Annotated in this window: 24 protein-coding genes and 5 pseudogenes; 5 read left to right on the top strand and 24 right to left on the bottom strand. The window is 63.0% G+C overall.

Annotation, left to right across the window (positions count from 1 at the left end; genetic code table 11):
• Positions 1–21: 21 nt before the first annotated feature.
• The 11 genes and pseudogenes from K6K41_RS13010 to K6K41_RS12965 all read right to left on the bottom strand — a co-directional run bounded on the left by K6K41_RS13010 (position 22) and on the right by K6K41_RS12965 (position 10,931).
• Positions 22–462 carry a S8 family serine peptidase gene (locus K6K41_RS13010; protein WP_261405376.1) on the bottom strand — a complete coding sequence of 147 codons (441 nt, stop codon included), beginning with the start codon at positions 460–462 and terminating at the stop codon, positions 22–24.
• Positions 456–776: a S8/S53 family peptidase gene (locus tag K6K41_RS13005; RefSeq protein ID WP_261405375.1), complete on the bottom strand. Its 321-nt coding sequence runs from the start codon at positions 774–776 to the stop codon at positions 456–458. The genes K6K41_RS13010 and K6K41_RS13005 overlap by 7 nt, the downstream gene beginning before the upstream one ends.
• 13 nt (positions 777–789) lie before the next feature.
• The gene (locus K6K41_RS13000) at positions 790–1,950 is read right to left on the bottom strand and encodes a hypothetical protein (protein WP_261405374.1); all 1,161 of its coding nucleotides are present in this window, start codon (positions 1,948–1,950) and stop codon (positions 790–792) included.
• Positions 1,880–2,932, bottom strand: a complete 1,053-nt coding sequence (locus K6K41_RS12995; protein ID WP_261405373.1) for an AAA family ATPase — start codon at positions 2,930–2,932, stop codon at positions 1,880–1,882. Before K6K41_RS12995 ends, K6K41_RS13000 begins: the two co-directional genes overlap by 71 nt.
• The gene (locus K6K41_RS12990; protein ID WP_261405372.1) at positions 2,929–3,294 is read right to left on the bottom strand and encodes a hypothetical protein; all 366 of its coding nucleotides are present in this window, start codon (positions 3,292–3,294) and stop codon (positions 2,929–2,931) included. Before K6K41_RS12990 ends, K6K41_RS12995 begins: the two co-directional genes overlap by 4 nt.
• An 860-nt stretch (positions 3,295–4,154) precedes the next feature.
• Positions 4,155–5,756: a hypothetical protein gene (locus K6K41_RS12985; RefSeq protein WP_261405371.1), complete on the bottom strand. Its 1,602-nt coding sequence runs from the start codon at positions 5,754–5,756 to the stop codon at positions 4,155–4,157.
• A gap of 720 nt (positions 5,757–6,476) precedes the next feature.
• The gene (locus K6K41_RS12980; protein WP_261405370.1) at positions 6,477–8,075 is read right to left on the bottom strand and encodes a TniB family NTP-binding protein; all 1,599 of its coding nucleotides are present in this window, start codon (positions 8,073–8,075) and stop codon (positions 6,477–6,479) included.
• A gap of 332 nt (positions 8,076–8,407) precedes the next feature.
• On the bottom strand, positions 8,408–8,755 hold the full coding sequence (locus K6K41_RS31005; protein WP_487308367.1) for a hypothetical protein: 348 nt from the start codon (positions 8,753–8,755) through the stop codon (positions 8,408–8,410).
• Positions 8,756–8,757: 2 nt separating this feature from the next.
• On the bottom strand, positions 8,758–9,054 hold the full coding sequence (locus tag K6K41_RS12975; RefSeq protein WP_261405369.1) for a hypothetical protein: 297 nt from the start codon (positions 9,052–9,054) through the stop codon (positions 8,758–8,760).
• Between the two features lie 41 nt (positions 9,055–9,095).
• Entirely contained in the window at positions 9,096–9,710 is a 615-nt protein-coding gene (locus K6K41_RS12970; protein ID WP_261405368.1) for a hypothetical protein, read from the bottom strand.
• Between the two features lie 39 nt (positions 9,711–9,749).
• Positions 9,750–10,931 (bottom strand): annotated as a pseudogene (locus K6K41_RS12965) (IS3 family transposase).
• A gap of 72 nt (positions 10,932–11,003) precedes the next feature.
• On the opposite strand from K6K41_RS12965, the gene K6K41_RS12960 reads away from it, so the two are divergent.
• The 4 genes and pseudogenes from K6K41_RS12960 (at position 11,004) to K6K41_RS12945 (ending at position 13,140) form a co-directional block, all read left to right on the top strand.
• The gene (locus K6K41_RS12960; protein ID WP_261405367.1) at positions 11,004–11,240 is read left to right on the top strand and encodes a hypothetical protein; all 237 of its coding nucleotides are present in this window, start codon (positions 11,004–11,006) and stop codon (positions 11,238–11,240) included.
• Complete coding sequence (locus K6K41_RS12955; protein ID WP_261405366.1) at positions 11,237–11,428, top strand: hypothetical protein; 192 nt, start codon at positions 11,237–11,239, stop codon at positions 11,426–11,428. Before K6K41_RS12960 ends, K6K41_RS12955 begins: the two co-directional genes overlap by 4 nt.
• Positions 11,429–11,512: 84 nt before the next feature.
• Positions 11,513–12,368: pseudogene (locus tag K6K41_RS12950) on the top strand (cytochrome b/b6 domain-containing protein).
• Positions 12,365–13,140: pseudogene (locus K6K41_RS12945) on the top strand (molybdopterin-binding protein). The pseudogenes K6K41_RS12950 and K6K41_RS12945 overlap by 4 nt, the downstream one beginning before the upstream one ends.
• Positions 13,141–13,438: 298 nt before the next feature.
• Here K6K41_RS12945 and K6K41_RS12940 read toward each other — a convergent pair.
• From K6K41_RS12940 to K6K41_RS12880, 13 genes and pseudogenes are all read right to left on the bottom strand, one after another.
• Positions 13,439–13,603, bottom strand: coding sequence for a hypothetical protein (locus K6K41_RS12940; RefSeq protein ID WP_261405365.1), 165 nt, complete (start codon positions 13,601–13,603; stop codon positions 13,439–13,441).
• Between the two features lie 203 nt (positions 13,604–13,806).
• Positions 13,807–14,040, bottom strand: coding sequence for a hypothetical protein (locus K6K41_RS12935; RefSeq protein WP_261405364.1), 234 nt, complete (start codon positions 14,038–14,040; stop codon positions 13,807–13,809).
• A 19-nt stretch (positions 14,041–14,059) separates the two neighbouring features.
• Positions 14,060–14,359 carry a hypothetical protein gene (locus K6K41_RS12930; RefSeq protein WP_261405726.1) on the bottom strand — a complete coding sequence of 100 codons (300 nt, stop codon included), beginning with the start codon at positions 14,357–14,359 and terminating at the stop codon, positions 14,060–14,062.
• 238 nt (positions 14,360–14,597) lie between these two features.
• Positions 14,598–15,182 (bottom strand): class I SAM-dependent DNA methyltransferase, encoded by a 585-nt coding sequence (locus K6K41_RS12925; RefSeq protein WP_261405363.1) that lies wholly within the window; start codon positions 15,180–15,182, stop codon positions 14,598–14,600.
• Complete coding sequence (locus K6K41_RS12920; RefSeq protein WP_261405362.1) at positions 15,172–15,873, bottom strand: PIG-L deacetylase family protein; 702 nt, start codon at positions 15,871–15,873, stop codon at positions 15,172–15,174. The genes K6K41_RS12925 and K6K41_RS12920 overlap by 11 nt, the downstream gene beginning before the upstream one ends.
• Positions 15,870–16,976 carry an acyl-CoA dehydrogenase family protein gene (locus K6K41_RS12915; RefSeq protein WP_261405361.1) on the bottom strand — a complete coding sequence of 369 codons (1,107 nt, stop codon included), beginning with the start codon at positions 16,974–16,976 and terminating at the stop codon, positions 15,870–15,872. The genes K6K41_RS12920 and K6K41_RS12915 overlap by 4 nt, the downstream gene beginning before the upstream one ends.
• Positions 16,973–18,004: a glycosyltransferase gene (locus K6K41_RS12910; RefSeq protein ID WP_261405360.1), complete on the bottom strand. Its 1,032-nt coding sequence runs from the start codon at positions 18,002–18,004 to the stop codon at positions 16,973–16,975. The genes K6K41_RS12915 and K6K41_RS12910 overlap by 4 nt, the downstream gene beginning before the upstream one ends.
• A complete protein-coding gene (locus K6K41_RS12905) occupies positions 18,001–18,900 on the bottom strand; it encodes a glycosyltransferase (RefSeq protein ID WP_261405359.1) in 900 nt (299 codons plus the stop codon). Before K6K41_RS12905 ends, K6K41_RS12910 begins: the two co-directional genes overlap by 4 nt.
• Before the next feature lie 68 nt (positions 18,901–18,968).
• Positions 18,969–21,065: a catalase gene (locus tag K6K41_RS12900; protein ID WP_261405358.1), complete on the bottom strand. Its 2,097-nt coding sequence runs from the start codon at positions 21,063–21,065 to the stop codon at positions 18,969–18,971.
• A gap of 14 nt (positions 21,066–21,079) precedes the next feature.
• Positions 21,080–22,090 carry a glycosyltransferase gene (locus K6K41_RS12895; protein WP_346433446.1) on the bottom strand — a complete coding sequence of 337 codons (1,011 nt, stop codon included), beginning with the start codon at positions 22,088–22,090 and terminating at the stop codon, positions 21,080–21,082.
• Between the two features lie 564 nt (positions 22,091–22,654).
• On the bottom strand, positions 22,655–23,782 hold the full coding sequence (locus tag K6K41_RS12890; RefSeq protein ID WP_428978601.1) for an extracellular catalytic domain type 1 short-chain-length polyhydroxyalkanoate depolymerase: 1,128 nt from the start codon (positions 23,780–23,782) through the stop codon (positions 22,655–22,657).
• Between the two features lie 52 nt (positions 23,783–23,834).
• A pseudogene (locus tag K6K41_RS12885) lies at positions 23,835–24,250 on the bottom strand (CopG family transcriptional regulator).
• Between the two features lie 173 nt (positions 24,251–24,423).
• Positions 24,424–24,705 carry a hypothetical protein gene (locus K6K41_RS12880; RefSeq protein WP_261405355.1) on the bottom strand — a complete coding sequence of 94 codons (282 nt, stop codon included), beginning with the start codon at positions 24,703–24,705 and terminating at the stop codon, positions 24,424–24,426.
• Between the two features lie 392 nt (positions 24,706–25,097).
• Here K6K41_RS12880 and K6K41_RS12875 point away from each other — a divergent pair.
• A pseudogene (locus tag K6K41_RS12875) lies at positions 25,098–25,701 on the top strand (class I SAM-dependent methyltransferase).
• Positions 25,702–25,704: the final 3 nt, after the last annotated feature.

The following is a 25,704-nucleotide window of genomic DNA, read 5'->3' as shown; positions in this document are numbered from 1 at the left end:
GCGCAAGTAGGCATTTCAGGATCACGGCCCTGGTCGATCGGTTACGCCCCGAACCTCACCGGTCACGGGTGGGATATCATCGAGCGCTTCGGCGATGCGGATGGCGTCCCGGGTCGCGAGCGCCGCGGCGTTGCTGGTCCCGCTCGAGCGCTGTGTACGATCGCGGCGTCCGCCACGCGTGTCCGGAATGGCCGCTCTCTGCCCGACTCCTTCGATCTCCTGACTGAAGACCTCGAGACCTGATGGCGTGACGCGCGCCCGCGCCGCCTGACGTCCGCCCGGCATCACAAGATCAGGCTTGATCGAGCCGCCGATACCGGTGCCGAGGCGCGATCCGAGATTGGTCATCCGCAGCGTGCCGAAGGGGTCGATCGCCGCGCCTGTGAAGGCTCCAGGGCCGGCGAAATCGCTGTGGAGCGCCCCGACGGTCAGGCTGTTGCACGACTGTGCGGGGCTCAGCACCGGGCGCGTGGCTCGCGCCCGCTCGAGTGCTGTGAGGATAGCCTCGGTGCGGGCGTCGGCCGTGGCGCGCCCGAAATCGGCGAGATTGGCGAACCGTCCAGCGGGAGGCCATCTTGCGCGTTTCCGGCGCTGACGATGAATAGCACGTTGTACCGGTGAGATAGGTAGTCGAGGAGCCTGCTCCAGTGACTGGCCCGACGCTCGAATGGCGAGTGCATGTCGCCGAGCGAGTGATTGATGATCAGCACGTCCGGCCCGACGGGCTCGCGGCCGCCGACACCTTCCTTCAGGGCGCGTACGGCGCGCTCGATCATTCCAACGGCGAGCTTATCGGTCGGGGTGTGTTCCGGCGAACCGTTCGCCGGAGAGGCGAGAACGGGCACGACAAGAAGCGTTCGGCCGAGCGGGGCGCGTGGCCGCCGTCGAGGTCGCCGTGAATGACGAGCGACGCCATCTGGGTGCCATGCATGCGCCGGTGAGAAGGGGCCTCGGCCGGCGCCACGTCGATTGGGTAGACGTCGATCCGATTACGCAGCAAATCGTGGTTTTCAATCGGAAAGCCATCGAGCAACGCGGCGATCGGAGCGCGCGTGTCGGGCTCCGTAGGAGCGCGCGGTCGACCGCCTCCAGAGGATCGCGCTCACTCGGGGGATGAGGTGAGAAACTCTGCGGTCGAACGACCATGACCTCGTCTGCGGTCGCAAGCGGCCCGGCGCGCTCGATCAACGCGAGGGCTTGCCTGACAGGCAGTTCGACGAGCGCCGCATGATACTGGATGGGCTCCAGCAGCACGCGATCGAGAACCCGTCCGTCGGCGGCCGCGACCTTGGCCTGGAACGCCTCCATTCGAGCTAACCGCACGATCGGATCTTCACGAAACCAGAGATCGAATTCGATGCGGACAGCGCCTGTCGGATTGCGGCGAATCTGGTCCTGCAGGATCGTACGGGTCCATTGGTCGATCCGGTCTTCGGCGCTCCACGATCTGATCACGTTCAGCGTGGCGAAGATCTGCCACCACTTGCCGTAGCCTTGTGGAGCCGGCTCCTGTGCCGTGAACGCTGTCCAAAGACGCAGGAGCGTTTGGAGCGCCTCGCGTGACGGCATCAACGCGTAGAGGCGAGGATCTGCGGCGACGGCAGGATCGACGAGATCCTCTTCGTCAGAGACGTTGTCGTTTCCGTCAGCGCCCTGTTCAAGCATCCACGCGAAGCCGAGCCTTCTGGCTTCGCGGGCGAAGTTTTGAACGCTGTTCTTCAGCTCCAGAACGAGGACCCGATCCGGAACGATCCGGTTGGGTTCGGCGGCGATGTCGACGCCGGCCTCGATGTCGTCGAGCGTCCGACTTAGCCGCTCGAACTCGCCGCCAAATCGCGTGGTCTGAGTTTCAACGGTCTCCCGAGGCCTGCGACGTCGATCAGGTGCTCCCGGAATCCTCCTCACCCGCTCCGAAGGATGCAATTTGAGGATCGGTCTTTCGGTCGGCATCACGTTGGCCCTTCGATGGCTCGAAGCGCTTGCGCCACCGCTTTAAGGTCAAGCGAATGGCGTCGGACCAACTCGCGTTCACGCCCGACAGCACAATCCTCCGTTGCACGTCGAGCGCGAACTGTTCAATCTCGGAAAAGCTCTTTCCCCGAAAGTTTTTGGCCAATCCCTCGAATTCAACGGCACAATCCTTAGGCGCATCGCGAAATGCGCTTTTGAGCCATGACGCCAGTTGCGCCTGGGTTGGATTGGGCATCGTCAGCCGCAGCTCGAACCGCCGCCACACGGCGCGATCGAGCAGTTCCGGATGGTTGGTTGCGCACACGAGCAGGACGTGAGGCGGTAAGGCATCGAACTGCAACAAGAGCGAACTGACGACGCGCTTGATCTCGCCGGTCTCATGAATGTCGCCGCGTTCTTTGCCGATGGCGTCGAACTCATCGAAGAAGATGACGCAGGGCGTCGTTGCGACGAACTCCATCACCGCCGAGATCTTGGAGGCCGTCTCGCCGAGGAAGCTTCCGACGATCGCCTCGTAACGCAGCACGTAGAGCGTCAGACCGAGCTCGGTTGCAAGCGCCTCCGCGAGAGAGGTTTTCCCGTTTCCAGGCGGGCCGACGAGAAGGACGGTGTGCCTGGGGGAAAGCGAGTTCGCGTAGAGCAGCTCGACGTTTTCGTGTTCCTGGCGAAGCTCGTCGAGTTCTTCGCGCGTGTCCTTCGACAGCATCAGATCGTCGAACCGCCGTCGCGGGACGATCTCGTGCAGCAATCCGGCGACGCTGTCGGGCAACCGCAGCGACGGCAGGCTCAGGCTAGCGGCGCCGCCGACCGCCTCGATCACGTTCGCCAGCCGCTTCGCGAAGGTGTGCTGCTGTTTCGCCTTCGCTTCTTCGGCGAGAGCCCGGACGGTTCTCTTCACCATAGAGCGATCGCCGGACGCGCCGGCTTCGGCTAACGAAAGAACGAGGTCGCCTCGACTCATGCCCGATCTCTCTTGTCAGCCTGAGGCTCGGTGAGCCGACCGCCGCGAAGTGTCGAAGCTGTTGCTATCAAAGCGTGCAACACCTTCTCGAACGAGGCAAGGTCCCGTTCCGTTATTTGATCAAATTGTTCCGTTTTAGAGCTCTTTTTCGGCTCTTGGTCCGAGAGGGCTTTGCGGATGCGCGCAGCTGTCTCGCCGGTGACGCGGCCGGTTTTGAATGCGCGATCGAGGGTCGACTTGCCGATCTCGAGAAGCCTGGATGCGCGCGAAACTCCGCCGCTCTCGCAAACGAAGCGGTCGAGCTGGGTTTTGAGCTCGCTGTCGGGGGAGACCTTAGGCATGGCTGGTTGTTTCATCACCATGAGAATGCGTCAATCCGAAAAATACGGAACATAACAGATCAAAACGGAACATCGGTTCTCGAACATTGGTCGACGGGCGACGGGGGCTTCGGTCCTTAGACGCTCCAACTCTCGGAACGCACGATCGGCGCCAGATGGTCTGGATGACGTCGAGGCGAACCGCGTGTCGACTAAACGCGATCGTGCGTCTAGGGCGCGAGGCGTCGAAGCATCGCGTATTTCTACTGAAATACGGCGATCCCCAAAGTCCTCAGAATTCAGCAGTTTTTAGCCCGTCAGACTCGGCTTTGTGAAATAGGCGCTCCCAGACTCGTTATTTGAGAAACTGGACTCAGGTAATCTGCAGGTCGCGCCCTAATAATCTCAATGAGTTAGCGAGTGGCCACGACTCAGGAATTCAGAAAAAGGACAGCGGGCCGGTGTAGAATATCTCAAATAACGAGTCTACATCAGAGAAGACGAGTCGTAAAAGGTATAAAGCTATGTCCGCGTCAATGTATGACCATACCTTTAACCAGCTGTTAGAGCAATGCGTTCAATTTTATGAAACTTCTGACCTGCTACGGCAGGCCAACTTACCCCAAGGTCTTTATTGTATTTTGCAACGGATGCTAGTGATACATCCACGTCAAACGTTACCCTAATCCATTCTTGAACAGTCTTTCGTGAGAGGCCAGGCTCTCCGCCCCTTATTCTGTCTGCCACGCTTTGGCTAAATATTTTTAATTCCGCCTTCTGTGGCTCGGTCAGTTTAGACAAAACCTTACGGTCTGTTGGCCACTCAAGTCCTGTTCGACGCACAAGAGCCGAGATGCTCTTCACGTCGTAATCGATTCCAAATTCGCGCTTCACAAAATCAACTAATTTGGATTGACTGATACGCTGGTCGTTGTCTTTTTGAGAGATGTATCTTTGAATCTCGACCTCAAACGCGTCACGTTGTGCGGCGTCAAGCTTACTCTTGGCAGTCTTTCTGCGCGAAACGTGAAATTGTACGCCTCTCTTTCGAGCCGAGAAACAGAACAGCTGAACAGTCTGTACCCCAATTCTTCATACAGACTATTGAAGTTGCGACCCTTTAATATCTCTATCAGAATCTTCAGTTGTGTAGCCTTTTGCGGCGGCAATTGATCAAGCAATCTCTCCGCATATGGAAGCGTCATATCCACAGGAACATTGAGGTATTGAAGCTGTGCGATACTTAGCGGCGTTATCGCAGCCCCAATGCCGCGATATTTTTTGACCCATGCACGAATGACCGCCTCGACGTCCTCGCGTTTATAGATGACGGGGCGGCCATTCCCGATCATTTCGACGCCAGCTTCAGCCAGCCACTTCGGAATGATCTTTAGCGCCAACCCGAGTTCGGCTGACAGAGCGGCCGCCGTCACATAGTTCTCCTTAAAGCGGCGAAGTTCCTGCTGCTCCAAGATCGCGACAGGCGGAATCGTGGCCGACTCGCTTGTCTGAACGATGTTCAGACGAGCGAGTTCTAGGGCCTTGCTCGCCCGGATTCCGTGGCTGGCCAGCACAGCCGTCAGCGAGGGTCCCGATCCGCCTTCTTTTTTCGGAAGCTGAGCGCCTAACCGCCGTCGGCACAGCATCCATCTCAGTCCAAGCCGAGTGGTTTCACGATTGAGGGTAATGATCGGCACGCTCCCATCCTCAATCAGCCCCAACGTCCTGTTCCATCCAACAATGCCGCCGCCGAGGAGTTTGACCGCAGCGGAGAACCGAATCGCGGTCGACCCTTGCGGCGACTGCATGCGAGCTTCGACGGAGGCCAACCAGGTGCGCCAATCCGATTCGGACACCCTTCCGGGCCCGAGCATCCTCTCGACGAGCGCAGAAGCGGGCCTAATGACGCCCCGCTCGATCAAGCTGGTGAAGACTCCCCTGGGCATCCCGCTCTCGGTTATAAGAAGGGTCATCGCCTTGGCGTCGCGCATTCCGGCGACCAAGGCCTCGACCGCGGCTCTGTCATACGCGCTGACGACTACCCCGCGCCCGACCCGAAGCTCCTGGAGAGGAAGCATTTTCCTGGCTGCGAACTTGCTCGGCGCGGTGGCGAGGAGTTCTTCCGACGACATGGTCTGGTCGCACCAACGCAGGAGGGTGATGGTGCTGGTTTTCCGGTCAGAAGCTCGGTACCGCGATCGATAGAAGCGCCCAAACCTCTCTTCAAAAAGAGCGGCCGTCGCCTCCCCGGAAATGGCCGGGTCAACCAGATCGTACAGCGCTCCTAGTTCGGTTCGCGCCGGCGATTGGGATGGCGCATGTTTGGCCTTCTCTCGGATCTCGCTCAAAAGATCCTCGAGATATTCATCCAGCTCAAGCAGCAGCCGGAAGCCGGTAGCCATGATATCGGGTGCGGTTTTCTCCGAAGCCCCTCGCGACAGACGTGTTCGGAGTTCCTTCGCCCGAGGATTGTGGATCGACTCCATCGCGAGCCCGAGCAGCATCGACGTGTGCCAGATCTCTCCGGAATCCAAGCTTTGGACATAGGCGGGCAAGCGTGCCCGAGATTGCTCGCGAACGAGAGCCGAGTGAGAAACGAGATTGGCTAAGGGGACGAGGTCCGCGAGCAGCGACGGGTGAGCCCGTTTTGCTTCACGTTCTCGGAGGTCGAAATCGCAGTAGTGACAATGGCATACCGAATTTCCGCGCCAGGCGAGCGCTCGGTTGCGTCGTGGGCACTTGGAGATCAAGACTTCGTGGGACTCTGGGCAGATGCCCAGATGCACAAGATCCCAGGCAATCCGATGAAAGGGGGCTTTCCGCAGCGAGGAAGGCACGGCTCGCCGGATCGTCGAAAGAAAGCTCGAACGCAGAACGACGCCATTGAACACTGAGAATTGGTGGCTCTGACAAGCGCGTGCGACGGGCAGATACATCCGAGCGCGGATTCCGTCGATCGGATGTCCTGCTGTCTCGGCGACAACCTGCGCTTGGTCCTCGAGCCAGGGGATCTGGTCAGGACTTTTCCCCTGAGCTCCAAGGGGTCCATCAGGGCGGTAAAGTGGGAGTGCCCGGACACTCCCACCATTCGCGTCAAGATGCTCAGTAAGCTCTCGCCGCTGAAGGGCGCCACGCGGTCGCGCAACGTCCCTGCGGACAAAACGAAGCGAAAATCCGATTGCAGGGACGCCGGATCGACGCCCCGGCTGTCGGCCGCGGCGGCGTCAATCAAACGATTCCTCCCATTCTTCGGTCCAAACCTGTTCGATCCGAGGCGGGGTTGCGGTCCTGAAGGGATTTACCGCTTTCGCGTCGGAGAACGCCCACATGCTGTCGAACGCTTCAGCGAAGATCTCGCGAGATAGCGTCGGCTGGTCTCCATTGAGCATCGCCTGGATGGCGGTCAGCTGCAGGAGCCGAGCCGTGGCGCCGGGATAACCCCGGGACGCTGCATGGATCCGCTTCGCCAAATCGAGCTTGTGAAGGTCGGACCGATGGAAGCCAGCGACCTGCTGCAGCTTCTCGTCAAACGTTGCAAGATAAGTTCGGTATAGCTGCCAGTCCGCAGCGTCGTCGTCGGCTGCGGCGTAGGGCTTGATCTCGAAGTGGTGATCGCTGCGCCCGACCAGGTGGCCATTCCGGCGGAAGATGCGTCGGGCGCGGGTCGTCCCGACCAACAGGATCCCACATGTGCCCGAGATCTGATTCAGCAGGTTCTGAATCCAGTCGGACACATTATGAGCGACCCGGCCTCGGTCTTTCGCGACGAGGCGCTGGATCTCGTCGATAATCAGTAGCTTCGTCTCGCGCCGGCGGATCGCCTTGGTGATGAGGGTCTGCTTGTAGGCGCCGTCGCCTCGAGACGGATTCATGTCCCCCAGGGCGTTCAGGATCGCCATGCCCAACGATGAGGTGCCGGTCCCGCTCGGAGTTTCGACATAGACGATCGGCATCTTTTCGGTCGCGACCTCCGGGTCCGGCATGAAGGCCGAACGGAACTCCTGGATGATTGTTGTCTTTCCGCCTCGTGTAGGGGCCGTAAGCGAGGCGCCGGCGTTGTCGCCGGTTCCGGTCGCGGTCTGCATGAAAAGCCGGATTTCCTTTATCCCTTTGATCGTCCGGTCATTCTGGATGCGGATAGCTTTTACGGCGTTGATGCGCGCGGCAAACCGTTCAGCGAATTCGTCGTAATCTTTGCGTTCAATCGTATCGATAACTTCACTCACCACCAATACTCCGAGAAGTGGAACCGAAACGGTTCGAAAGCACGAGTCGAGATCGTCATTCTCTGGCGAAGAATTGGCCGCAGGTGGCGCTATAATTGCTAGAGAAGATTTCGTAACAGGCGACTCCAGCGGCTTCGGATCCCCATCGGCCGCCGATTTCTTGCGTTGTTTCTTTGTGGCCGATTTGCCTGGCTCGATTATGAGCGTGTCGGCCGTTTCAAAAGCCGGTGCGGCCATGGTCGGCACAGTGATGACGTTTTCGACGGACGAGCTCGAGGTCTCGATTGCGATCACCGGTATTGAGCCTGGAGAGCCCCGTTGGGATCCGAGCCGCGAAAAACGAGCTTCATAGGACTTGGCCAATCCGGTCTGGATCGCCTCATGGACCGCTTCCATGAGTTCAAGACGTGTCCGCATCAGATCCTTGTAGCTTTTCGGATCGCGATCCCTTTTGCGGTTTTCGTCTTGGATAATCTTGTGTTGCCAGAGCGATATGCCTTTGGCGTATTCGTCCTCGCAGTGCAAGGGCAGATAAGTACCGTTTGGATGGAGAATATATATTGTTCCGATATCTGTTGGATCGAATCGGAATTTCACGCGTAATTTTGCTTTCCCGCAGCTTCGAGGACGGACGAAACAGTTGAACTGTTTCGATAGGCAAGGTTTTGATATCGGATGCCGGATCGTGACAGCATGCCATCAGCGTGCCGCGAAAGAACAACCTTCAGATCAGAGATGCGCTCCGGCATCTGATCCGATGCTTCTCAGTGCCTTCGATCCAAACGTTTTTCCGGCGTGCAGCCGATCGTACGGTTCTTGGCTTTACAGTAATCCTGAGTCAGCCACTTTAGGAAAAGAAACTGGAAGGTGTCGAACGACATCGACATTGTCTTGCGAGGGTCATATCGCTGTCTCGTAATTTCTTCGGACTACCGTAAGTCGTTCCCGGAAGACGATGCAGGAACGTAGTGTTGAGCGTTCTGAAAAAGCGCTCGATAATGCCTTTGTACTTGGGCGTCCGCACAGGCGACGTCTCGAGATCCCGAGTTCCGCGCAAGCGCGCGGGAGGGAACCGATGACCTCTTTCGCGTTGTCAGCCACCAACTTGAGCGGCAAGCCAGCCGCGCGCCAGTCGGCCTTGATACCCTTATACTTGGCGAATAAGTCGGTCTTCGGCGCGACGGCCTGTGGAGGCACATCATCACCGAGTAAACACTCGGCGGTTCAAATCCGATGTAATAGCCAACCGGATAGCGTGAATAAGCGTCGATCGCCATGGTCAGCCAGGACGGCCACCGCAAGGGAGGCTCGTCTGATCTTCGAAGAGCATCCAGTCATCGATCTTCGTATGATCGATGATGATCGTTTCCAGCGGACGCGTCGCTTCCGGCGCGACTTTCAGCGGCTTCATCATCTGGTCGGCGGCGCGCTTTCCAATGCGTAGCCGGAGGGTTCTGTAGAACGGGTGCTCCGCGATCCTTCGATGGATCGTCATCGGCGACGGAGTGGCGATCCGCTCAGCGCTTCCGAGGTCTTCGTTTCTCCGCGCAATCTCGCCGACGACGGCCTCGATCACAGCGGACGCCGGGAGCTGCTGCTGATTCAGGAAGACGAGCTTTATGCAATCCTGAATGATGTTTCCGCTTCGGGGTCGACGCCTTTCTTCCGACCTCGCAGTTCCTCGAATGAACGCATGGCCCTGAGGGGACGACGGCCGCCGACGCCGCGGGTCCTCAGCCATGTGAGCAGCGTTCTCCAGTCTGGCTTCACATCGTGGCCGTTCTCGGCGGCCACATGTTCGATGAGAGGGACAAGTCCGCGTTCGGTCTTAACCACGGGATTTGCGTCGAAGGCGACGCAGTAGGCGTGCCGCCACTCCGCCTTCGTCGTCTTCTCCGGCGGAAGAGTTTCGAGGGATCTCTCAGCTTCCTTGCGAAACTTGACCGGAAGCACGCTCCAGTCGCGGACGACGATGCGACCGGCGCGATAGCGATCGAGAAATTCGCTTTCCCTAAGGGTTTTCCGCTTGGCGTTCTCTTCGTCGTCGAAAGCGAAGCGGCCGTCGTCCAGCAGACGCGCGAAGAGATGGTTCCGGCCATCGATCTCGACGACCCCATTCTTACGCAGGCGCAAGTTCAAAGAGACGTCTTCGAGTTCGGCCAGCCGAGAAGCGGATCGGGCGTCAAACATTCTCAGGCTGTCCTTGACGTACGATGTTGCCGAGGCGATCACGATACTGGCCGGCCCCCATCGAGTGGTCCGGTTGGAATGTTAGTTCATGAGCGGCGCTGACGCGACGGTTGGTGTGGCCGGCGGAGCTGGTCGGGGTTGCGCAGCCGGCCATAGCGCGACCTCTGGCGCGGGCGGCCTGTAGCCGAGCGCCGAGTGTGGGCGGATGGCGTTGTAGTGCCGCCGCCAGGTTTCGATCACGGCCTTGGCCTCGGCGAGTGAGGAGAAGATCTCGCCGTTGAGAAGCTCGTCGCGGAGCCGAGCGTTGAAGCTCTCGCAGTAGCCGTTCTCCCAAGGGCTGCCGGGCTCGATGAAGGCAGTCCTCGAGCCGACGGCGACGATCCACTCGCGGACGGCCTTGGCCGCGAACTCCGGGCCGTTGTCCGACCGGATGTGGCCCGGCGCGCCGCGGAGAATGAACAGGTCTGACAGGACGTCGATGACGTCGGTCGACCTGAGCCTCCGCCCGATCCGGATCGCCAGGCATTCGCGCGTGAACTGGCTGCGCCGACCTTCGGTTCGTCGATCACGTTGAGCTCCTGAACTTGCGGCCGTCATGCGTCCGATCCTCGACGAAGTCGTAGGACCAGTGGTTCGGCCGCTCCGGCCGCAGCCGCACGCATGAGCCGTCGTTGAGCCACAGCCGCCCCGCTTGGGTTGCTTCGTCGGAACCTTCAGCCCCTCACGTCGCCAGATCCGCTCGACCCGCTTCAGGTTCACGACCCAGCCGGCGGAGCGCAGCAGAGCCGCGATCCGCCTGTAGCCGTAACGGCCATACTGGACAGCCAGCGCGACGATGTCGGCGGTCAGCGCCGCCTCGTCGTCGGGCCGCGTTGGGACCTTCCGCTGTGTCGATCGGTGGGCCGAGCACAAGGCAAGCACGGCGCTCCGTCACGCCGAGCTTGCTCACCACACGATCGACGCAGTCGCGGCGACGGGCGGGGCTGATCAGTTTCCCCGAGCTGCCTCCGCCAGGATCATCTTGTCCAGCGTCAGGTCCGACACCGCTCGACGAAGCCGGGCGTTCTCGGCCTCCAGCTCCTTCAGGCGCTTCACCTGGTCGCCCTTCAGCCCGCCATACTCGGTGCGCCAGCGATAGAACGTGACTTCGGTCACCCCGATCGACCGGATCGCTTCCGCGACCGGCCGACCTTGCGCGGTCAGAACCTCGACCTGCCGCAGCTTCGCGACGATCTCTTCAGGTGCGTGCCTCTTCCTCGGCATCGTTCAGTCCTCCACATGGCCAAAAGCCATACATCAGGGAGGACCACTTCTCAGGGGGCAGACCAGACGCCGGTGGCGCTTGAGGTGGTAATCTTCCCCGAAGCGATGCGCGGCACAGGCGAGGGTCATTACCCCTGGGACGAGATCGAAGACACGACCGTTTCCTCGGGCGGATCAAAGACCAAGAGCGCCATGACCAATGGCACGGTCAAAACGCAGAAGTCGGGCGGCGCGACCACGGAGAGCGCGATGACGAACGGTTCGATCAAGTCGAGCACGGCGCGGGCGGTGAAAAGACGATCGACGTGACCTACGACAATGGTCAGTCCAAGACCATCAAGGTCCCGCCGACCGCGCCGATCGTCACCTTCGAGAAAGCCGACAAGTCGATCGTTATGAAGGGCGCTCCCGTTTTCTCCATCACGACCCGCGACGGCGAGACCCTGAGCGCCCGGGCGGTCGCGATCGGAAAGGACGGCGTCGTGCCGCCGATGTAACGAAACCCGCGGCTCCATCGAAACGTCTGATGAGATCCTTGCAACGCCGGCCGGCGATATCGCCGGTCGGCCAGGAGCAGCTTGATGGCGACGACCAAAGCGGCTGAAACCGGAACGCAAGCCTCCGGGGCTCGCTGGGTGTTTCGGCATCCGGCGACGATTCGGATCGCGCATTGGGTCAACGTCGTCTGCCTGGCCGTGCTGCTGCTCAGCGGGCTTCAGATCTTCAACGCACATCCCGCGCTCTACTGGGGGCACGTCTCCCTTCGACACCCCGCTCGTGGCGATGACCGCGACCGAAACGGAGCCGCCGCGAGGCGTCACGACGGCGTTTGGGCAGAGCTTCGACACCACCGGTGTGCTCGGCGCGTCGAAAGACGCCGACGGGGAAATCATCGGCCGTGGCTTTCCCTCATGGGCGACTTTGCCGAGCTACCAAAGCCTCGCGGAGGGGCGGAGCTGGCACTTCTTCTTCGCCTGGCTCTTCGTGCTGAACGGCCTCGTCTATCTCGGCTATGGCGTGGCGAGCGGACAGCTTAGGAAACGGCTGGTCCCATCGGGTGATCAGCTTCGCCATATCGGCGCCAGCGTCATCGAGCACCTGCGCTTCCGCTTCCCGAAAGGCGAAGAGGCGACGCGCTACAACGTGCTGCAGAAGCTGACCTACCTCGTCGTCGTTCTGGGTCTTCTGCCGTTGCAGCTACTCGCCGGCCTTGCTTTGTCGCCCGGCTTCAACGCAGCGGCGCCTTGGGTGATCGACCTCTTCGGAGGCCGGCAGTCAGCCCGCACCATCCATTTCGTTCTCGCCAACCTGCTTGTCCTGTTCGTCCTCATACACGTCGCCATGGTTGTGCTCTCAGGGTTCTGGAACAACGTCCGCGGCATGCTGACGGGCTGGTTCCGGATCGAGCGAACGAACCCGTCGGGAGATCAGGCATGAGCCGCACCCTGAGCCGTCGCGCCGTCCTGCTCGGCGGCTCCGCGGCCGGCGCATCGCTGCTCGCAGGCTGTGACCAGCTTGGGCAGATGCCCTGGGTTCGTCGTACGCTCGAGGCCGGCGAAGACGCCAGCCTCTTCGTCCAGCGGACGATGCTGACGCAGCAGTCGCTCGCCCGGGAATACGCCGAGGCCGACATCTCGCCTTGGTTCAAGCCGAACGGCACGATCGACCCAGTCGACGAGGACTACAAGGCGCTCGTCGCGCGGAACTTCGAGGGTTTTAGGCTCAAGGTCGGCGGCTTGGTGGAGACGCCGCTCGATCTGTCGATCGAGGATCTCCGAAGGCTGCCGTCGCGCACGCAGATCACCCGCCATGACTGCGTGGAGGATGGAGCTGCATCGGCAAGTGGACCGGCGCTCCGCTCGCCGCGCTCATCGAGAAGGCGCGGCTGAAGCCGCAGGCGCGGTATGTCGTGTTCCACTGCGCGGACACGATGGAGAACGCCGAGGACGGCTCGCCAGTCCGCTACTACGAGAGCGTCGATCTCGTGGATGCCGTCCACCCGCAAACGATCCTCGCCTACGAAATGAACGGCCAACCGCTGAAGGTCGAGCACGGCGCGCCGCTCAGGCTGCGGGTGGAACGTCAGCTCGGCTACAAGATGGCCAAATACGTCATGAGGATCGAAGCCGTCGCCAGTTTCGACGAGATCGGCGGCGGAAAGGGCGGCTATTGGGAAGACAATGGATACGCCTGGTACGCTGGCATCTGAGCAATCTCCGGATATGTATTTATATGTATCAATATTCGTTCCGCTCGTTCTAAAAAAATATAATCCAGAATTTTACGCGCGATGAGAAACAAAAATCTCAGAGCTTCGTATTGTTAAATGACTGACGTCATTTCGGTCGCTTATTCGAGTGGTCCGAGCGGGCGCAGCATTGCTGGGCTTCACTGATCTCTCTCGTTTAAGTCCTCAAATAATAAGGAAACGTCATGACCTTCAAAAATATCTTCACGACCAGCGCCGCCGCAGCCCTGCTCGCTGCCTCGACCTCCTTCGCCATGGCTCAGGCCACCGGCACGGAAAACAACGCAACCAGCGGCTCGCAGACCGACGGGATGAAAATGAAGGACTCGTCTGGCTCGATGAAGAGCGAGATGAAGGGCGGCTCGTCGTCCGGATCGATGGAGATGAAGGGCGAGAAGCCGACCTCCGCCGGCAGCTCCGACAATCAGGCCAAGGATCTCCGCGGCCATAGCGAAACCCCTACGACCGGCTCTGGCAAGTAAATCACCTAGGTTGACTCATGCGCTCCGCCGGCGTCTCCGGTGGAGCGCTACAGCGTCTTGAGAAACTTGAAGCCTGCGTGCCCCTGCTTGGCGGAACTCGGCGATGTCATTGTCGCTTCCCCCGGTTATCGTCCGTTCGCCGGACTTAGCGCCGACGGATCACTTCGTCTGCAAGCGTAATGAGGCCGCGCGCTTCGAAGGCGTCGAGCCAACCACGCATCGGCCAGACGCCCCACTTCGCGTGAAACGTCTCTGCGTTTCGAAGAATGTCGTTGAGATGTTCGATTGGCGGATCGGACACCGGATGATGCTGATGGAAGGCCCCGGGTCCCGCCATCAGAAGCAACGGCAGACCTGAGGCTTTTTGCGCGAAACCCAAAGTCGGTGTCTTCGGCGCCTTAGCCGGTGAACGCCTCGTCGAAGCCGCCCAAGGCCGCGAAGCGATTGCGCCGAATCCCGAAGGCCAGCGACCAGAACAGGCCGGCGTTCGACTCCTTCGACAGCCCTGAAGTCGGGAACGGTCGCACCGGATGCGGCGCCCCTCTACGGATCAGATCGTCCTCCCGCCAAACCTTACGGGCGTCTTCGGGTCCGAGATAAAGCACTTCCGGGCAGATCAGCGCATCGTGGGCGCCGAGTGTCTCCGACATCGCGGCGACGAGGCGTGCGGCGGGGATGCAATCGACGTCGAGGAACAGGAGATGGTCATGCTGGGCGCTCGACGCCGCGCGGTTCGGGCGGCGGCCAGCGGTAGGCCCTCGCCTGCGATCCTTTCCCTGCGGACCGGGAAAGGTGTTTCGGGGAGTTCATCCGGCGCCCCGCCCATATCGACAATGACGAGTTCATCGGGCGGGAGATCGCTGCGCCTCAAACCTTCTATGAGGTTCGCCAGATGGCCGGCGCGGCCTTTTGCGAGCGTGAGGACGCTGAGGCCTGTCAACGCCGACGCCAGAGGTCGAGCCGGTACTGGGCTGCGCGCTCGGCTCGCAAGACCTCGGGGCCGCCCTCAAACCCTGCGCTCAAGCCTTCAACAGCCTCGTCGGCCGTCTGTGGATAATCGGTCTCACCGGTCCAATGGACCATAAGAAGCTCGCCGTCGATCGCCAGATGGCTGAGCAGCCAGGCGGCCGCGAGGGCTAGATCATCGCTCCCCCAGTAGTAGGCCACCTCGGACAGCACCACGAGATCGAAGCGGCAGTCGACCGGGGCATCGAGCGGGAACGTCATCCGCTGGACGCGGACATTCTTCAGATCCGCGCAGCGCTCACGGGCGCGGTCGAGCGCGGTCGCGCTGGCGTCGATCGCGAAAAGCTCGCGGGCATGCGCTGCGAGCCTGCGGGTGAGCACGCCGTTGGCGCATCCGACCTCGAGCGCACGGAGATATCGACGACTGCCTAAGGCGGCGATCGTGCGGTCGTATTTCGCAGCTTCGTAAGCGCTGGTCTCGAACCCCCATGGATCTGACGTTTCGGCGTACATGCGCTCGAAATAGTCCGGCGTCAGCGAGCGCTTATCCTCCATGGGCGGCGCTCCTCACATAAAGCAGGTCGAACGGCGGAGACTTGAAATGGCGCGTCGGTAGCCGAAAACCTTCGCCCTCGAGCGGAGTCGTCTGGCTGCGATGCGCCGCCAGCGCGAGGCGCCGCGGACCGGTCGGGGCGACGCCGGTGCGCAGCGCGCGATAGCTTCCGTCAGGCGGACCGTCCGCCCATACGAGATATTCGAACACGGCGAGGGGCAGGAAGGCGCGCTTCTGGAGCGCGTAGGCGAGGCGACATGCGGCCTCGTGATCGCAATGCGGCTCATGCAGCGCGGTGACCGCAACAGCGTCGACGCGCTCGCGGCGGCAATGGGCTGAGAGACGAGAAAGCGCGCGCTCGAACGCCGGCTCGCCTTCCGCCGGCGGAGCGGCGTCGGGCCAGTCGAGGAACGTCACCGCGGGCGCGGCGGGCGCGAGCCGCCTCATAGCGCGCTCGGCCTCGCGTCGCCTCAACGCGACAAGCATCGCGCGGCTGCGACCATCGGCGTGAGGATGCGACCCGGCGCCGTCGGTCACGAAGGCGACGCCGGCGAGCCGTCCCCGTCTCGCGGCGGTGGCGATCAGCGCGCCCGCCCCGATCGTCTCGTCGTCGGCATGCGGGGCGAGCACCAGCCAGCGCGCGGTCGCCCATTGACTGCGTGACAGCGGTTGGGCGGAGACGCCGGATGTCACCAAAGTTCGTCTCCTGCGCCCCAGACATCATGATCGAGCCACGCGATCGCCGCCTGATCACGCGCGTGGTCGGGCCCCGCCTGACGCAAATAGAGGCTCAAGTCGCGGGTGATCTTGTCGATGCGCTGCCCCTCGAACGCGCTGCGCGTGCCGGCGAGACGGGCGGCCGCCTCCATCGCATCGAGCGCGGCGCGTTCTACGACCCCGCGCGTCATCTGCACAAAGGGGACCGCGTCGGGGTCGTCGGCGGCGGCTCGGACCGCGGCCTCGCGGGTCCAGAGATAGGCGGTGCGCACCGCGGCCACCGCGGCGCCAAAGGTCGCGCGCTGGAGGGGATCGGCGCGCGCTCCGTCCGACATCACGTTTCTCGTCTCGACGAGCAGCGCCTCTGCGCCACCGAGTTGGACTGCACAGAATCGCCAGGCTCCCGCAGTGAAGCGCGGCTCGCGATCATAGTCGCCCGGCCCGCCGAGAAGATCGTCCTCGGTGAGACGCAAACCGCCGACGTCATATGTCCCGCTCATTGTTGCGCGCATGCCGCGAACCCGCCAGCTGGCATTGTCGGCGCGCTCGGGCGCGTTGGCGGGCACTATCGCAAGCCGCCGAAGGCCTTCCGCTGGCTGAGCCGTGATGACGGCGAAATCGATTCCGCCGGCCCCGGTCGCAAAGCGCTTCGCTCCTGTCAGCCGCCAGCCGAACGGATCCGCTTCGAGCGTGACGCCAGGCTTAGGTTCCGTCGCCCAGCAACCGAAGATCCGCCCGAGGCTCAGATCGTCTCTCAGGCGCCGTTTCTGCGCTTCCGAGCCATACCAGTTGTACAGCTTCAGGGCGTTCACGTGACCTTCGAAGATGCGGCCAAGGCTCAGGTCGGCGCGTCCAACGAGACGAAGGCAATCGAGCAAAGCAATGTTTTCCGCCGTCGGATCTGTGAAACGCTGCCCGCCGCACTCTTCTGGCGCGAAGGTCGCGTGGAGACCGCTGCGAACCAAAAGCGCCAAGCTGTCAGCCGGATAGTCAGGGGCCGCGTCATAGCGGGCGCCGAGTTCAGTCAGTGCGCTTGAGAGCATGTAGAGATGCAGGGCCGTGGACGGCATGTTTGTCATCGGCCCGCGACCTCGAGCAGGAACGCGGCCGCCTTCTCGGTTCCCTGCGAGTCGTGCAGGGCATAGATGCGCTGTCTATCAAGCCGCCGAGCGCGCTCAAGAACCTCGGGCCAGTCCGCAGCTTCGGGCCATTTGTCCAACACCACGGCGGCGTCGAGAGCGCGGAGACGACGTCCTTTGGCGACCTGCTCCCCATAGGGGCGCGGCTCAGGCAGGCAGACGAAGGGGCGCGCCGCGGCCGCGACCGCGCCGAGCACGCCGTCGCCCGCGGCTCCGATCACGACGCCGGCCTGAGCGATCTCGCGGTCAGCGTCGCTCACCCACCCAAGCATCTTCAGATTGTCCGGCACGACCGGGGCCGGTTTGACCGAACCGATGACCCGCCACCTGAGATCCGGCGTCGACCTGGCCGCAGCGGCCAGTCGCTCTCCGTCGATGACGGAGCCGCCGGCGCCGACCACGACCAGAACCACCCGGTCGCAAGGCCTGGGGGCCGCGCCGGGACCAGTGAGGCCAGGCGCATACCGGGTCTTGGCGAGGATCCAGTCCGCCATCTCCGGATCGTCCAGGTCGGCGTGAAACGGCGACAGCAACGCCCGGGCGCCCCGAAAAGCGTCGAGATGGGCGGGATCGTTGCGGTGTCCCGCAAGACGCACATAGATCGTCGGCGTCGCGCAGAGCCGGGCCAGCATCGCGGTTTCGACCGAAACATCGACCACGATCGCGGCCGGCTTCTCACGCGCGATCCACTCGACCATCGCAAGGTTTCGGGCGCGAACGCCGTCATGGGCGATGGGCGCGTAATGGAGCGCGTCCGGCCGTTCGGCTCCGCCGTCGAACCCCTCGAAAGTGTTGTCTTTCGTCAGACGGTCATCTGCGAGATCGATACGTCGAAAGGGCTCCGGTAGGTCGGCCAGTCCGGTGCCGATCAGGGTGAAGCGGTTCGGCGCGTGGGCGGCGATCGCCATGGCGCGCTGGCGGTGACCTTGCCCGTGATGGTGGACGTAATAGCCGATCGCGCCGCTCATCGGACTGTCTCCGGCTCAAGAGCCATGTCGCATGGCATCGGCGGCAGCGTCGGCTCGAGCCTTGCGATTTCAGCGTAGCCGTCTGGACGGCCGCGTAGCGCGCGCCGCCATTCGGCGCGCTCTCGCCAATGTCTGAAACCTGGCGCCGTCAGCGTCCGGGGACGATCGGGATCGCCTGAGAGCGCCACCATGGCCTCGGCCATGCCGCCCGCGGCACGGCCGACGAGCCGGGGCGAGACCTTGACTTGGACGTCGATTGGATGGGCCAGCCGACCTCCCATGGCTACAACGGCGTTCACCAGCGCTACGTCCTCGCCGAGCGGAACGACGGGGACGCCGCCGACCGCGCGATAGGCTTTTGCGGTGACCGCAAGACTGGCGCCGGTGTGGTCGCCGTGACGCGGCTGCGGGTCCCATGGCTTCGGGTCGATTTCGTCCTCGATCGTCCTGACGATCGCCCAATAGCGCGCGAGCAACGCCCAGCGATCGATGATCGCGGAGGCGGCGGGCTCATCCTCGTCGAGGGCGAGAGCGCCGCCGACGATGTCGGCGCCTGCGGCGATGGCCTTCAGGTTCGCAGCCACCCAATTTGGCGGCGGCCGGGCGTCGGCATCCGTTGTCAGCAGTACGCCGGTTCCGCCGAGCCGCCTGAAGCCGAGGTCCATGGCGCGCCGTCGGGCTGAACCAGCATGCGCCAGATCTTCCGGAAACACGTGCTCGTCAAGATGGATGTCCAATCGATCGACGTGGCGCCGGCCGACGGCCTCGATCACGTAGCGGGAGGCGTCGGTGGTGTTGTTAAGCGCGATCACCACTGGAATCGCACCGAGATGGTCTTGCGCCGCGAGGGCCGCGAGCAGCCGTCCGATGCGATGGACTTCATCGCGCGCCGGCACGCAAACGCAGAAGCCCCCGACGGTAATCGCCAGGGGCGGAAGATGCCGGTGGCTGGTCACGTCGGCGCTCAAGCGAGGATGCGGACGCTCGGCTCGCGATCCCACTGACGGGTGCGCGCCGGTGTGAGGAACGCATCCGCCCCCCCTCCAAGATCCACGACGCCTGCGTCAGGCTCGACGCCCGCCTTGTCGAGTAGGGGTTGAGCTTCCTCGGTATGGCCGATCGCCTTCAGATGACCGAAGGCGTCCTTGGCGAAGTCGACGGCCGCGCCTTCCTTCAGGAGCCCGGAACACCCGGCCTGGGACGCGACGATCGCGACCGCGTCGAAAATCACGGACGGCGCGCCCTGAAGCTGGGCGTCGGCCTTCAGCTTCTTGCCACCTTTGAGCGTCACGCCGCCGATCTTGAGCGCGACGATCTTGACCTTGGCGCCTTCACCTTCGGCCGCGGCCTTCAGCGCGTCTACTATCTTGCCGTCGGCGTCGTCGGTCACGAGCACGCCGATCTGCCGGCCTTCGAGCGTCTCGGGATATTTGCCGACGATGCGGAGCGCCGGCGACAGATCGAGGTCGATCGGCTCGACCGCGGCGTCCGCCTTTTTCGGCAGGTCGATGGCGAGCCCCGCGGCGACGCGCGTCGCGAGCTCCTCGTCGACATTCATGAGGTTGGCGAGCACGCGCAGACGCACGTGGTTGAGCGAAACCTTCGACAGCTCGAACACGATCGCGCTCGCGAGATGGGCCTGTTCCGGACCTGTCTGCGACCTGAAGAACAGACGCGCCTGGCTGAAGTGGTCGGCGAAAGTCTCCGACCGGATGCGAATCTTGGTCCCTTCGAGCGGGACAGCGGCCGTGCGGAAGCCGCCCTTCGGATCGGCGCGCGGGCCGCCGTCCTCTCCGGACTCGCTAAGGCTGTTCGGCTCGTAGTTGGCGCGGCCCTTCGAAACGTGCGTCTGCATCTGCCCGTCGCGCTGGAAGTTCTGGAACGGGCAGCCCTTGGCCTGGTTGATCGGGATCTGGTGGAAGTTCACCGTGCCGAGCCGAGACAGCTGGGTGTCTTGGTAGGAGAACAGCCGCCCTTGCAGCAGCGGATCCTCCGACACGTCGATTCCGGGCGGCATGTTGGTCGGCAGGAAGGCGACCTGCTCGGTCTCGGCGAAGAAGTTGTCGGGGTTGCGGTTCAGCACCATGCGGCCGATGATGCGGATCGGCGCGACCTCCTCGGGCACGAGCTTGGTCGCGTCGAGGATGTCGAACGGCAGCGCGTCGGCTTCTTTCTGCGTGAAGAGCTGGACGCCGAACTCCCATTCGGGGAACGAGCCGTCGGCGATCGCCTCATAAAGGTCGCGGCGGTGGTAGTCCGGGTCGGCGCCGGCGATCTTGACCGCCTCGTCCCAGCAGGTGGACTGCGTCCCGAGCTTGGGCCGCCAGTGGAATTTGACCAGCGTCGCGACGCCGTCCTCGTTCAAAAGGCGGAAGGTGTTGACGCCGAACCCCTCCATCATTCTGAGCGAGCGCGGAATGCCTCGGTCGGACATCGCCCACATGTTCATGTGGGTCGACTCAGGCATCAGGCTGATGAAGTCCCAAAATGTGTCGTGCGCGGAAGCCGCCTGTGGATAGCCGCTGTCGGCCTCCATCTTCACCGAGTGGATCAGGTCCGGAAACTTGATCGCATCCTGGATGAAGAACACCGGGATGTTGTTGCCGACGAGGTCCCAGTTGCCTTCGTTCGTATAGAACTTCACCGCGAAGCCGCGGACGTCGCGCGGGGTGTCGACCGATCCTGCGCCGCCGGCCACCGTGGAGAAGCGCGTGAAGACTTCCGTCTTCTTGCCGACCTCGGTCAGCACCTTCGCGGTGGTGACGTCGGCGAGCGACTCCGTCAACTCGAAGAAGCCGTGGGCCGCCGATCCGCGCGCATGGACGATGCGCTCCGGAATGCGTTCGTGGTCAAAGTGGTGGATCTTCTCCCGGAGAACGAAGTCCTCGAGCAGCGTCGGGCCTCGGCCGCCGCCCTTCAGCGAGTTCTGGTTGTCGCTTATCGGAACGCCGTGATTGGTTGTGATCCGGGCTTCGGGCACCGAGGCGGTCTGGTGAAGTTCGCCACCCGCGCCATGAGAGGCCTCAGCGGTCGGCTTCTTTGTCTTTTTGGCGTCAGCCATGATGGGCGTCCTTGTCAAACGGGGACCGGCGCGGAGATGCGCGCCGTAAGGTTCGCGGCGGTCTTGGCGGCCGCCCGGATCGGATGGGCGTGCCGGGTCAGGCGCTCGTAGATGAGCTCGTAGCCGTCGATCATCGCCTCGGCGTCGCAATGCGCCTCAGCCCGGCGGCGGCAGGCGCGTCGATCAAGCCGCTGGGCCTCAAGCGCCGCAGCCGCGAGCGATCCGACGTCGTCGGGCGTCGCCAGCACGCCGGAGAACAGGTCGAGGATTTCGGGAATCGCGCCGCGCGCGAAGGCCGCGACCGGCACGCCGCAGGCGAGCGCTTCCGCCACGACGAGGCCGTAGGGCTCCTCCCATTGCGGGGTGCAAAGAAGCGCTCGCGCTCCGCCGACTGCTCGCGACAGTTCGGGATGGGCGAGATGGCCGAGATAGACGATGTCGGAGCCGAGCCTCGGCGCGATCTTCTGTTCGTAGAAATCAGCGTCCAAGATTGGGCCGGCGATCCGCAACCTCGCGCCGATAGATCGGGCCGCGTCGATCGCGAGATCGAGACCTTTTTCGGGAACGATGCGGCCAAACCAGATCAAATAGGGCTCTACATCCGGCGTGGCCCGGAAAGCGAAGCGCGCCAGGTCGATGCCGTTTGTGACGACATCGTCGATCTTCGCGACAGGGCTCCATGCGTTGCGGATTGACTGCGACACGCCGACGAACACCGAACGAGGCGCAGCGCAGAGCCGCACGCCGCTTTCAAGCCAGCAGAACGGTGGCGTGTGCAGCGTCGTGACCATCGGGGCCGAAAGGGTGTCGGCCATCGACACGGGCAGATAGTGCAGCGAGTTGTTGTGAATGACGTCGAACGAGCGCCGTCGGAGATGGCTCATCAGGCTCAGATAGGCGTGATGCTCTTTGAAAAATGGAACGTCTGAGGCTTCCTCAAGCCCAAGTTCCGTCAACGCCGTCTCTTCGCAGATCGCCTCGAGGCCGATCCGAGGATCGGAGGCCGTCGAAGCGAACACCGTCACGTGATGACCTCGCCGCCGGAGGCCGCTGGCGAGCGAGAACGTGTGAGCCTCGAGGCCGCCAGCGAACGGCTCTGCGATCGGATGTCTCAAATGCGATATGACGCCAATACGCAAGCGATCGTCCTGTCCTAAAGCTTGAAAACAGCTGACGCGCACAGCGACTGCGGCGCATTCTCTGCGGACCGCGCGGGCGTGAAGTGAATCGGCCTAAAATCGAGGGCGCCCGAGCGGGCTTGAAGCGCCTTAAGTCGCCACCCAACGCGTGGGCGTCTTAAGAGCCAAATGTTTTGCAAGCAGTTCCGTTCCAAATTTATTTTGACATATTTGAAAAGTGCGTTTGCCTTGATAAGTTAAGCTGAAATTTATTTTGCGCGCCCGTGCTTTCTCCAGCTGGCCTCATAGATTTTAAATGATTGTGGCAAATATTACTTTTTTGAGTGCGAAGTATCGATTTAGCTGGAGCCGGCTCAGCAGTGTTCGCTTTAATCGCCTTCACACCCATGGCCGCGCGATTGAACGGATGATCTCGCCGATGTTGCGAGCCGGCGCGTGCATTCCGAAGCGTCAAGTTTTGCGGGTAAAGAACCGCATCATCTCCAAAGACGCGTCTGGCCCCATTGGGTCGACGAAGCTGCCGCCGGCCTTGCCGCCGGACCAGGCGTGTCCTGCGCCTTCCACCAGCCAGAGTTCGGCGATGGTGTCGCCCGCCTGATCCGCCATGGTCGTGATTGCAGCGGGGCGATGGCGCGCTTCTCCGGCCGGGACGCGCCGCGTCGAGATGGAGGCTGCGTCAGGCGTCGCCGCATCGAGGATCTTGGTCGCGTTCGATGGATGGACCGTCTTGTCGGCTCCGCCCTGAAATACGATGGTGCGGCCCGGATAGCGTGGTGCCCCTTGAGACTCTCGAGTCTTGCCGCCTCCGCCCATCGCCGCGAAAGCCGATGCGACGTCTTTGGCGGTGTGAGTAGGGAGCCCGGAATGGACGCCGACGGCGGCGTAGAGTTCGGGATAAGTCTCTCCCAACACGGCCGCCATGGCGCCGCCGGCTGAGAGACCGGCGACGAAGACCTGGCTGGGATCGATCCCGAATTCAGCGACGATGAACTGGGTCAGTCCGGCAAGGATCGCTGGCTCGCCGGCGCCCCGGCCTTGATGCTTCGGCTCAAACCAGTTCCAGCATCCGTTGGCGTTGTCGGAGCGCGTCTGGCCCGGATAGGCGACAGCGAAGCCGCGCGTCTCGGCGACGTCGTTCATGCCGGTGCCGCGCGCGAAGTCGTCCGGGTTCTGCGTGCAGCCGTGAAGCATGACGATCAGTCCGCGCGGCCGTGCGGGCGCGGAGGCGGGAATATAAAGTCTGTAGGATCTCGCGCCCGCCGCGCAGACGAAGTCGCGGGTTTCGAACCGGGCCCCGCCTGGAACGGACGTCTCGCCACGCGTCTTTGAACCGGACGCTCCCGACGATTTGGCGAAAGGATCAGGCGTCAAGAGGCCGCCCTTAAAGTGGCGCAGCGCGTCGCCGAGCGACAGCCCAGCCGCCTGAGACCAGCGGGCGTCATCGGCGCCGATCGCTTTTGCCCCGGACGCTGCGTCTGGCGCGGCGGCGACCTCCGGACGCCCGGCGAGGACGGCTTGAATCAACCTAGTGGCCTCTACGAGATTTTGGGCGCGCGTCTCTTTGGACGCCCGGCGCATGGCCGCAGCGAATGCCGTGTTCATGATGACGATCCTGGTTCGGACTTTTGGCCTAATGGATGCGGTCGGCCAGCGCGGCCTTGACCTCGGCGCTGGCCTGCAGCGCGCCGAGAACGGTGATGGAGCCGATGGCCGCGAGCGCGAGGTCGGGCGTGACGTCTGGTTCGATGCGCGTGAGGCCGACGACTTTTACGTGCAGCACTTCGCCGGCGGCTTTGACGGCCTCCAGGTCTGCGCGCGCATAGACCCGAAGGCCGAGTTCAAGGTGTGCCGGGCGATCGACTGCAAGACGACGTCGTCATGCGCGCGAAGTTGGTTGCGGATGGCTGTGCGGATGAAGTCGGCGCGGTTCGAATAAAACCCTTCCCGAACCAGGAGGTCTGCGCGGCCAAGATCGACGAAGCCCAGGTTGACCGTGATCTTCTCGGTCTCGCCGCCCTTGTCGCGCAGTGTCTGGCTCAAACCCATTCCGCAGTCTCCATCCATCTGGATGGCATATGGATGTTATTTAGATGGACGCAAGGGTCGGATTCCGCGAGGTCTTTATGATCGCCAAGCGTCATGAAGATCCCGGCGGTCGCCATGTGGGGGGACTTGCGACCGCCGGGCGGATCGGGACGTGCGGGCGGCCCGATCCGATTTCAGTTCGCCGTGGCGATATCCGGACAGACGCTGAGGTCGCCGCGCTGCCGCATGGGAGCGCAGGTGATCCGGGCGGCGCCAGGCGAATGGGCGATTGGCAGCCGGTCGCCCTTGGCGGCGCTGTTCGAGATCTCGCTCATGGTCCTGATCGGGTCGCCGCTCCCGGCGTAGCCCACCATCGAGGGCAGCGGCAGCAGCAGGAGCGCGAGCCAGCGCAGATGCCGAAGCCTCGACTTGCGCGGCTTGGCGGATGTCTTGGAGGTCGTCTTGGCGGTCCTCATGAGCGAGCTCCAGTCGACTGATCCGAAAGGGCAAGCGAACTGCCGCCGGCGCCTCGGCCGCGGCCTCCGAAGCGAGCAGGAGCGATGCGCCAAACACGGCGGCCCGGGCGACGAAGACGACGCAGGCGACGCTCAGTCTGGCGATGCGCATCCGCGCGCTCCCTCTTCGGCTCTGCGATGCGGAGCGTGACGCCGCCGCTATCGCTTTCGCCGATGATGATGGCGGGCCGCTCGGTTGCGGTGGATTGAGTGTTGTTAAGAAATGTTGCGCCGCCAGACCTTTGCCGCGCCGCAATATCTCTTAACAACACTCAATCCACGGCAACGTCCCGGCGCCTCACGGTCCGGCCTCGAAACGGCGAACCACCTTCGCCGCAACCGGGACCCGCCTGATGAGCGCAACGCTGACCCTCGACGGACTGACCTTCCTTCGCGAATGGCTCTCCGCGCCCTTGCGCGTCGGGGCCGTCTTCCGTCCGGCGCGACGCTCGCGAAGGCGATCACGGCCGAAATCGACGGGGACACCGGAAACGTTGTCGAGCTCGGGCCCGGCACAGGCGTCTTCACCCAGGCGCTGATCGAGCGCGGCGTGGCCGAACGCCGGCTCGCGTGATCGAGGCGGGTTCGGAATTCGCCGTGCTGCTCGAGGCTAGGTTCCCGCAGGCCACCACGCTCTGGATGGACGCCTCTCAGCTGCGCACGGTCGAGCTTTTCGGCGGCGACGCCGCGGGCGCGGTGTCGAGCGGTCTGCCCCTGCTCTCGATGTCGCCGCGCAAGGTCATTGCGATTCTCGACGGCTCGTTCCGGCACCTTAGGCCCGGCGGCGCCTTCTACCAGTTCACCTACGGGCCGAACTGCCCCGTTCCCCGGCCCATCCTCGATCGCCTCGGCCTCAAGGCGACCCGCGTCGGCCGCGCGCTCGCCAATGTCCCGCCTGCCGCCGTTTACCGGATCCAGCGCCGCTCCCAGCGCCGCCTGCCGGAAGGCTGGAGCTGAAGA

Origin of the sequence: Chenggangzhangella methanolivorans, assembly GCF_019797865.1 — a bacterium.
Classification (GTDB): Bacteria; Pseudomonadota; Alphaproteobacteria; order Rhizobiales; family Methylopilaceae; genus Methylopila; species Methylopila methanolivorans.
The sequence above is the reverse complement of the archived record's forward strand: the minus strand, read 5'-3'. Positions and strand labels throughout refer to the sequence as shown.